The 6,218-nt window shown below is 71.1% G+C and carries 6 protein-coding genes; 2 read left to right on the top strand and 4 right to left on the bottom strand.

Annotation, left to right across the window (positions count from 1 at the left end; genetic code table 11):
- Positions 1 to 190 precede the first annotated feature (190 nt).
- From ACFVHO_RS20315 to ACFVHO_RS20300, 4 genes are all read right to left on the bottom strand, one after another.
- Positions 191 to 1,918, bottom strand: coding sequence for an ABC transporter substrate-binding protein (locus ACFVHO_RS20315; protein ID WP_385716202.1), 1,728 nt, complete (start codon positions 1,916 to 1,918; stop codon positions 191 to 193).
- A 202-nt stretch (positions 1,919 to 2,120) separates the two neighbouring features.
- On the bottom strand, positions 2,121 to 2,213 hold the full coding sequence (locus ACFVHO_RS20310) for an Ms4533A family Cys-rich leader peptide (protein ID WP_335756093.1): 93 nt from the start codon (positions 2,211 to 2,213) through the stop codon (positions 2,121 to 2,123).
- 78 nt (positions 2,214 to 2,291) lie between these two features.
- A complete protein-coding gene (locus ACFVHO_RS20305; RefSeq protein ID WP_385716200.1) occupies positions 2,292 to 3,932 on the bottom strand; it encodes a DUF3152 domain-containing protein in 1,641 nt (546 codons plus the stop codon).
- Positions 3,933 to 3,940: 8 nt separating this feature from the next.
- Positions 3,941 to 4,984 (bottom strand): alpha/beta fold hydrolase, encoded by a 1,044-nt coding sequence (locus ACFVHO_RS20300; protein WP_385716197.1) that lies wholly within the window; start codon positions 4,982 to 4,984, stop codon positions 3,941 to 3,943.
- A gap of 126 nt (positions 4,985 to 5,110) precedes the next feature.
- Between ACFVHO_RS20300 and ACFVHO_RS20295 the strand changes: the two genes are divergently transcribed.
- Both ACFVHO_RS20295 and ACFVHO_RS20290 read left to right on the top strand, forming a co-directional pair.
- Positions 5,111 to 5,329 (top strand): hypothetical protein, encoded by a 219-nt coding sequence (locus ACFVHO_RS20295; protein WP_380857589.1) that lies wholly within the window; start codon positions 5,111 to 5,113, stop codon positions 5,327 to 5,329.
- Positions 5,330 to 5,510: 181 nt separating this feature from the next.
- Positions 5,511 to 6,152, top strand: a complete 642-nt coding sequence (locus ACFVHO_RS20290) for a TetR/AcrR family transcriptional regulator (protein ID WP_380857592.1) — start codon at positions 5,511 to 5,513, stop codon at positions 6,150 to 6,152.
- Positions 6,153 to 6,218 lie beyond the last annotated feature (66 nt).

Here is a 6,218-nt window from a genome sequence, read left to right as displayed (position 1 = left end):
GTCCCCGCCCGTGCTGGGCGCCCCGGGCCGCCGCCCGGCGGGGGGGGGCCGGGGGGCGCAGCCGCCCCCACAAGTGCCGGGCGCGGGCGGGGGGGGCGGGGGCGGTGGGGCCACCCGCCCCCGGGGTCTCCGAGGCCAACAGGGCCTCACTCATGACAGATTGACCTGAATCCGTGCTTCGGGTGCCGTGCTACTTGACCGCGACCTGGGAGACGTCGAGGACGCCCGTCCAGTCACTGATCACGACGTTCTTGACGTCCTTGCCGTACAGGCGCTTGTAGACGGGGTGGAACAGCGGCACGTTCAGGGCCTTGGCGCCGATCTTCTTGTCGAGGGCGCCCCAGCGCTTCGCGGCGGCGGCGTGGTCGGTCAGCTTGTTGATCTCGTCGATCTCCTTGTTGACCGAAGCGTCGTTCAGGAAGCTGGAGTTGAAGTTGTAGCCGTCCTTGACGATCTGGCGGCCGTCGAAGATCGGGGCGAGGAAGGGACCGCCGGAGGGCCAGTCGGCACCCCAGTGGGCGAGGAACAGGCCGGGCTCGTCCTTGGCGTCGTGGACCTTGTCCTCGTAGTCGTTGTCCTCCAGGCCCTGGAGCTTGACGGTGATGCCGGCCTTCTTCAGGGCGTCCTGGAGTGCGGTGGCGATCTCCGGGCTGGTCTCGAAGTTCTTGTCGTTGGAGTGCGTCAGCGTGATGGTCAGGCCGTCCTTGTGACCGGCCGCCTTCAGGAGCTCCTTGGCCTTCTCGGCGTTGCCGGAGGCGCCCGCAGGGAAGTGGTCGAACTTCGTGTATCCGAAGGATTCCTGGTTCGGCAGGAAGGTGGTGGCGGGCTCGGCGAGCGAGGAGCCGCCGGCGGCGTTGACGACCGAGGTGCGGTCGACGGCGTAGGCGATGGCCTGGCGGACCTTCGGGTCGTCGAACGGCTTCACCTTCGGGTTGAAGGCGAGGTAGTTGGTGTAGCCGAAGTGGCCGGTGCCGACCTGCGCGGCGAGCTTCTTGTCGCCGGTGACCTTGGCGAGTTCGGCGGGCCCGAGGTTGGTGTCGGTGGTGATCGCGGCGGCGTCGGCGCCCTGGCTCGCGGAGAGCCGCTGGTTGATGACGGACGAGTTGAGGCCGGAGCGCACGTCGATCTTGTCGGGGTAGGCCTTGCGCTCGGCGTCGGTCTTCGGTGACCAGTGCGGGTTGCGCTCCAGCTGGAGCCGCTCGCCGTCGCCGCTGTTCCTGACGACCTTGTAGGGGCCGGTCGAGACCGGGTGCTCCTCGTACTTGGTGCCCTTGTCCTTGGCCTTCGGGACGGGCGCGAACGACGTCTGCGTGGCCACGTAGTCGAAGTCACCGACGGGCTTGTTCAGACGGAAGACGATCGTGTGGTCGTTCGGCGTCTCGACGGAGTCGAGGCCCTTCTTGTCCTTGTAGGGGCCCTGGTACTTGTCGCCCCCGATGAGCCAGTCCCGCAGGAAGGGCGCGCCGCCGGACAGTTCGGCGGCGAAGGAGCGCTCGATGCCGTACTTGATGTCCTTGGTGGTGACCGGCGTGCCGTCCTCGAACTTCACGCCCTTCTTGATCTCGTACGTCCACACCGTGGCGTTCTTGCTCGGCTTGCCGAGGCCCTCGGCGAGGTCGGGGACGACCTTGGTGCCCTCGGCGCCGTCCTCGCGGTTGCGGGTGGTCAGGGTGCGGAAGACGAGGCTCGGTACGTTGCCGCCGCCGGAGGTGTAGAGGCGCGCCGGGTCGAAGTCGCTCTGCGGACTGCTGTTGAGGACGGTGAGCGTGCCGCCCCGCTGCGGCTTGCCGCCGCCGCCCGCCTCGTTCTTGCCGTCCGGGCCCGCGCAGGCCGCGGCGCCGACGGACAGCACGACCAGGCTGGCGGATGCCACAGCCACGCGACGGGATATGACGGACTTCTGACGACGCAGACGCATCGGAGTGCCTCTCGGAAAGCGAAAGAGAAAGATTCAAGGATTCGCGAGAGCCCACCCAGGGCGACGCACGCCGAGCGCGGCTTCGGGCCTGCCGCGGCCCGCCGCGCGCACCGGCCGAAGGCGGTCCGGGCACACGGCGGGGAGAAATGCGGCAGAGCCGAGAAAAACGAAGCAGAAGCGACGCACTCGCCGGGGGCGGGCGTCAGCGACAGTGAATGTCGGCCACGCAGAGCGCGGTCACGCCGAACAGCGCCAGCTCAAGGGCGGCGCTCACGGAGGCGTGACGGATCGACATGCGGAGAAATATGGACGATGCCGCGCGGAAAGTCAACGCGATGCCCGGTTCGTCCCCCGTCCCGGTGCCGGGACGGGCTCAACTCTCCGGGAACGCCCAGGGGTTGGCCTTGCAGCGGATTCCGTCGTGGTCGAGGAACTTGGTCTGCTGCTGCATGACCGGCGCCAGCTCGCCGTCGCGGCGGCAGTCGACGTGGCCGTAGCCGAGCCGGTGGCCGACCTCGTGGTTGATGAGCATCTGTCGGTACGGGTGGATGCGGTCGCCGTAGGTCTTGGCGCCGCGGGCCCACCGATAGGCGTTGATCATGACGCGCTCGGTGGAGGCGGAATCGCAGGACACATTCTGCTGCAGCGTGTCGAGTCCGGATTTGGCGCACCATTTCGCGGTGGTCACCGGGCTGGCCAGCGTGATGACGAAGTCGGGTTTCCCGGAGGAGATCCGCTCGAAGGTACGGCCGCCGCCGTGCGCCCAACTCCGCTTGTCGTTCAGGGTCTTCTGCACGGCCTGCGCGAACAGGGTGCCGTCGAGGCCCATGCCCTTCTCGACGTCGACGCGGTAGCGGAATTTCTGCCCCTTGCCCGGCGCCTTGTCGAATCCGCGGATGGCGTCGAAATCCCCGGACGCGGCGAGTTTCGCGTCCAGCGGATATTTCTTGCCCATTTTCTCTTCGTACGTTGCCGGGCCGGGCTGCGCGGGCTTGGACGGCGTCGGCCGGTCGTCCGAGCGGGACGCCGGGTCGCGGCCGTCGCGGTTCTCGCTCCCCTTGTCCGCGGCCTGAGCGGGCTGGCCGTCGTCGTTGCCGCCGTCGGCGACCTGACCGGCGACGATGACGGCGAGGACGGTGGTGACGGCCGCGGCGGCGATGCCGGTGACGGTGCGGCCGCGGTTCTTCTCCCGGCCCTTGGCGGTACGGGCGCCGGGCCCGCCGTCGTCGTCGCCGTACGGATCGGCGTCGTCGACGTCGGCGCCGCCGTCACCGCCGTCGAAGCCGTCGGACTCCCAGGTCGTCACGGACTCGTACGGGTCGCGGGGCGGGGTGCGCCGCGGGGGCACCGCACGGGCGGCGAAGAGGTCCCTGTCGTCCGGGGCGTCGAGTTCGCCGACTTCGCCGAGTTCACCGAGTGCGCCGTGAGAACCGACGACACCGGACGCGCCGGTGTCGTCGAAGGCGTCCATGTAGTCACGCCGGGGCCCCGGCCCGCGCGTCCCCGGCGGCACGACGCCGTACCCGGCGCCCATCCGGGACCCGGCCGCCGCGCCCCCGACCTCGCCCCAGCCGCCCCCGGCCTCCCGCTGCTCGGGGTGGCCGCCGCGGACGTGCGGGATGCCGCCGGGCGGGGTCTGGCGGGGGACGCCGTGCGACGGGGTGTGCTGGGGCACGCCGTGCGGGGGTGTGTGCTGCGGGACTCCGTGCGGAGGCGTGTGCTGGGGGAACCCGTGGGCCGGGGTGTGCGCGGGGTCGCCGTGGGGCGGGGTCTGCCGGGGCATTCCGTGCGGCGGGGTGCCGTACGAAGGCAGGGGCTGCGGGATGCCGTGCGCGGGCGTGCCGTCCGGGGTCGTACCGCGTCTACGACGGCCGGAGCCGCCGGCCTGCGCGGGGGCGGCCGGAGCCGACGGGGGTGCCTGGGCCGGCCGGGGCTCGGGGGTGGTGCCCCCTATGCCGGAGGGGCTTGTGGTGTCCGATTTCGCGGCGGGGCCGCGGCGGCTATGACGTCCCACGCGGCGCCTCAGCTCCTCGAACCCGAATCGCGATGGTCACTCACACGGCCACCATCGCGCACACCAGGCGTCTCGCTCAACTCATCCGGACCGGCCAACTCCCCTGTATCGGCCAGAAGTTCACGCATCGCGGCGGCGACGGTCTCCGGATGCTCCATCATCGCCACGTGCCCCGCGTCGGGCAGCGTGAGCAGCCGGGAGTAGCGGAAGGCGGCCGACGCCTTGCGCGCCATGCGGTACGACACGAGCTGGTCCCGGCCGCCGTACACGAGCAGGGTCGGCGCGAGCACCCGCTCGGCCTGCCGCCACAGGCCGTGCTGGCCGCCGAGGGTGTACGCGTTCACGATGCCGCGGGCCGACCGGGCCATCGCGTCCCAGAAGTACGGCAGGGCGAGGCGCCGCTCCATCTCGCGCACGGCCGCCCGGAAACCCTCGGGCGTGACCCGCCCCGGATCGCCGTAACAGAGCCCGAGCACGCCGCGCACCCGCTGCTCGGCCGTCCAGTCCTTGGTGAGCCGCGTGAACAGGCCCGCGACGCCGGGCACCGCGAGCAGCCCCGTGGGCATCGCCGTGCGCTGCACCCGCAGCTCGGGCAGCGCGGGCGAGATCAGCGTGAGCGTGCGCACCAGGTCCGGCCGGACCGCGGCGACGCGGGTCGACACGGCGCCGCCCATCGAATTGGCGACCAGGTGCACGGGGCCGCGCCCGGCGGCGTCCAGATGACGGATGACCGCGCGGGCGTGCCCGGTGACCGAGTAGTCGCCGTCGTCCGGCGGCGGCGAGTCCCCGAAGCCGGGCAGGTCGAGGGCCTCGCAGTCCACGACGTCCTCGAGCAGCGGCATCAGCGCGGACCAGTTCTGCGAGGATCCGCCGAGCCCGTGCACGTACAGCGCGGGCGGCAGTCCGGGGCGCACCGACGGGCGCGAGCGCACGTTGAGGGTGAGCCCGGGCAGCGCGACCGAGGAGAGCCGCTCGCCCTCGGCGACGGCGACGGCGCCCGGCTTGGGGGCGGCGACGGCGGCCAGCACGTGCGGCAACTCGGTCGAAGGCATGCGGGCAATGTTACGAGACGATCACGCGTGGGATCGCGTGTTCGGCATCACAGATCCCGTACAGATCGCGTAGCGGCCACCGCGCCTCTTCCCTAGGCTCGTAGACAAGCGAGCCAAGGAGTCCACATGACCGTCGACCCCACCGACCCCGAGACCTTCCAGGACGAGGGAAACGGGGACGAGAGCAGCCCGGAGACCCCCGAAGCCGACTCCGCGGAGCAGCACACCGACCTCACCCCCGAGCGGGACGACTCCCTCCAGGGCCTCGATTCCGACACCGCCAATGTGGCCGATCTGGCCGAGCAGGCACGCGTGGTGTCCCTCGACGAGGACGACTACCGCTGATCCGAGGCGGCCGACAAACACACAGCTGCCCGTGTTTGCCCTGCTACGCACGGGTGCGCAGATCTGTCGAGGGCATCCAGTCCGTGAAATTCTGCGCTCGCACCGCGCACATCACAGTTACCGAAAAGTACGATGGCGTCGCGGCGCACACCGCAGCACAAGGACGACTTTGGGAGGCGGCGTGACAGCCATCGAGCAGACAGAGGCGGCGCGCCCGCGGGGCACACGCCTGCCGCGCCGTGCCCGACGCAATCAGCTTCTGGGCGCGGCCCAGGAGGTCTTCGTGGCCCAGGGGTACCACGCGGCGGCCATGGACGACATCGCCGAGCGGGCCGGCGTCAGCAAGCCGGTGCTCTACCAGCACTTCCCCGGCAAGCTCGACCTCTATCTGGCCCTGCTCGACCAGCACTGCGAGAACCTGCTGCAGGCGGTGCGCGCGGCGCTCGCGTCGACGACGGACAACAAGCAGCGCGTCGGCGCGACGATGGACGCCTACTTCGGGTACGTCGAGGACGACGGCGGCGCGTTCCGCCTGGTCTTCGAGTCGGACCTGACGAACGAGCCCGCGGTCCGCGAGCGCGTGGACAAGGTGACGCTGGAGTGCGCGGAGGCGATCTGCGAGGTCATCGCGGAGGACACCGGCCTGTCCAAGTCCGAGTCGATGCTCCTGGCCTCGGGGCTCGGCGGCCTCTCCCAGGTGGTCGCGCGCTACTGGCTGCACAGCGACGGCGGCGTCCCGCGCGAGAAGGCGGTGCAGCTGCTCACCTCGCTGGCCTGGCGCGGCATCGCGGGCTTCCCGCTGCACGGCGCCGAAGGTCACTGACCGCGCGTTTGTTCCCGTCCCCCGCGGCCGCCGTGTTCGCTCCTGGCGTGCACGGCCGGAACCGAT

This window comes from Streptomyces sp. NPDC127108, from assembly GCF_042677545.1.
Classification (GTDB): Bacteria; Actinomycetota; Actinomycetes; order Streptomycetales; family Streptomycetaceae; genus Streptomyces.
The sequence above is the reverse complement of the archived record's forward strand: the minus strand, read 5'-3'. Positions and strand labels throughout refer to the sequence as shown.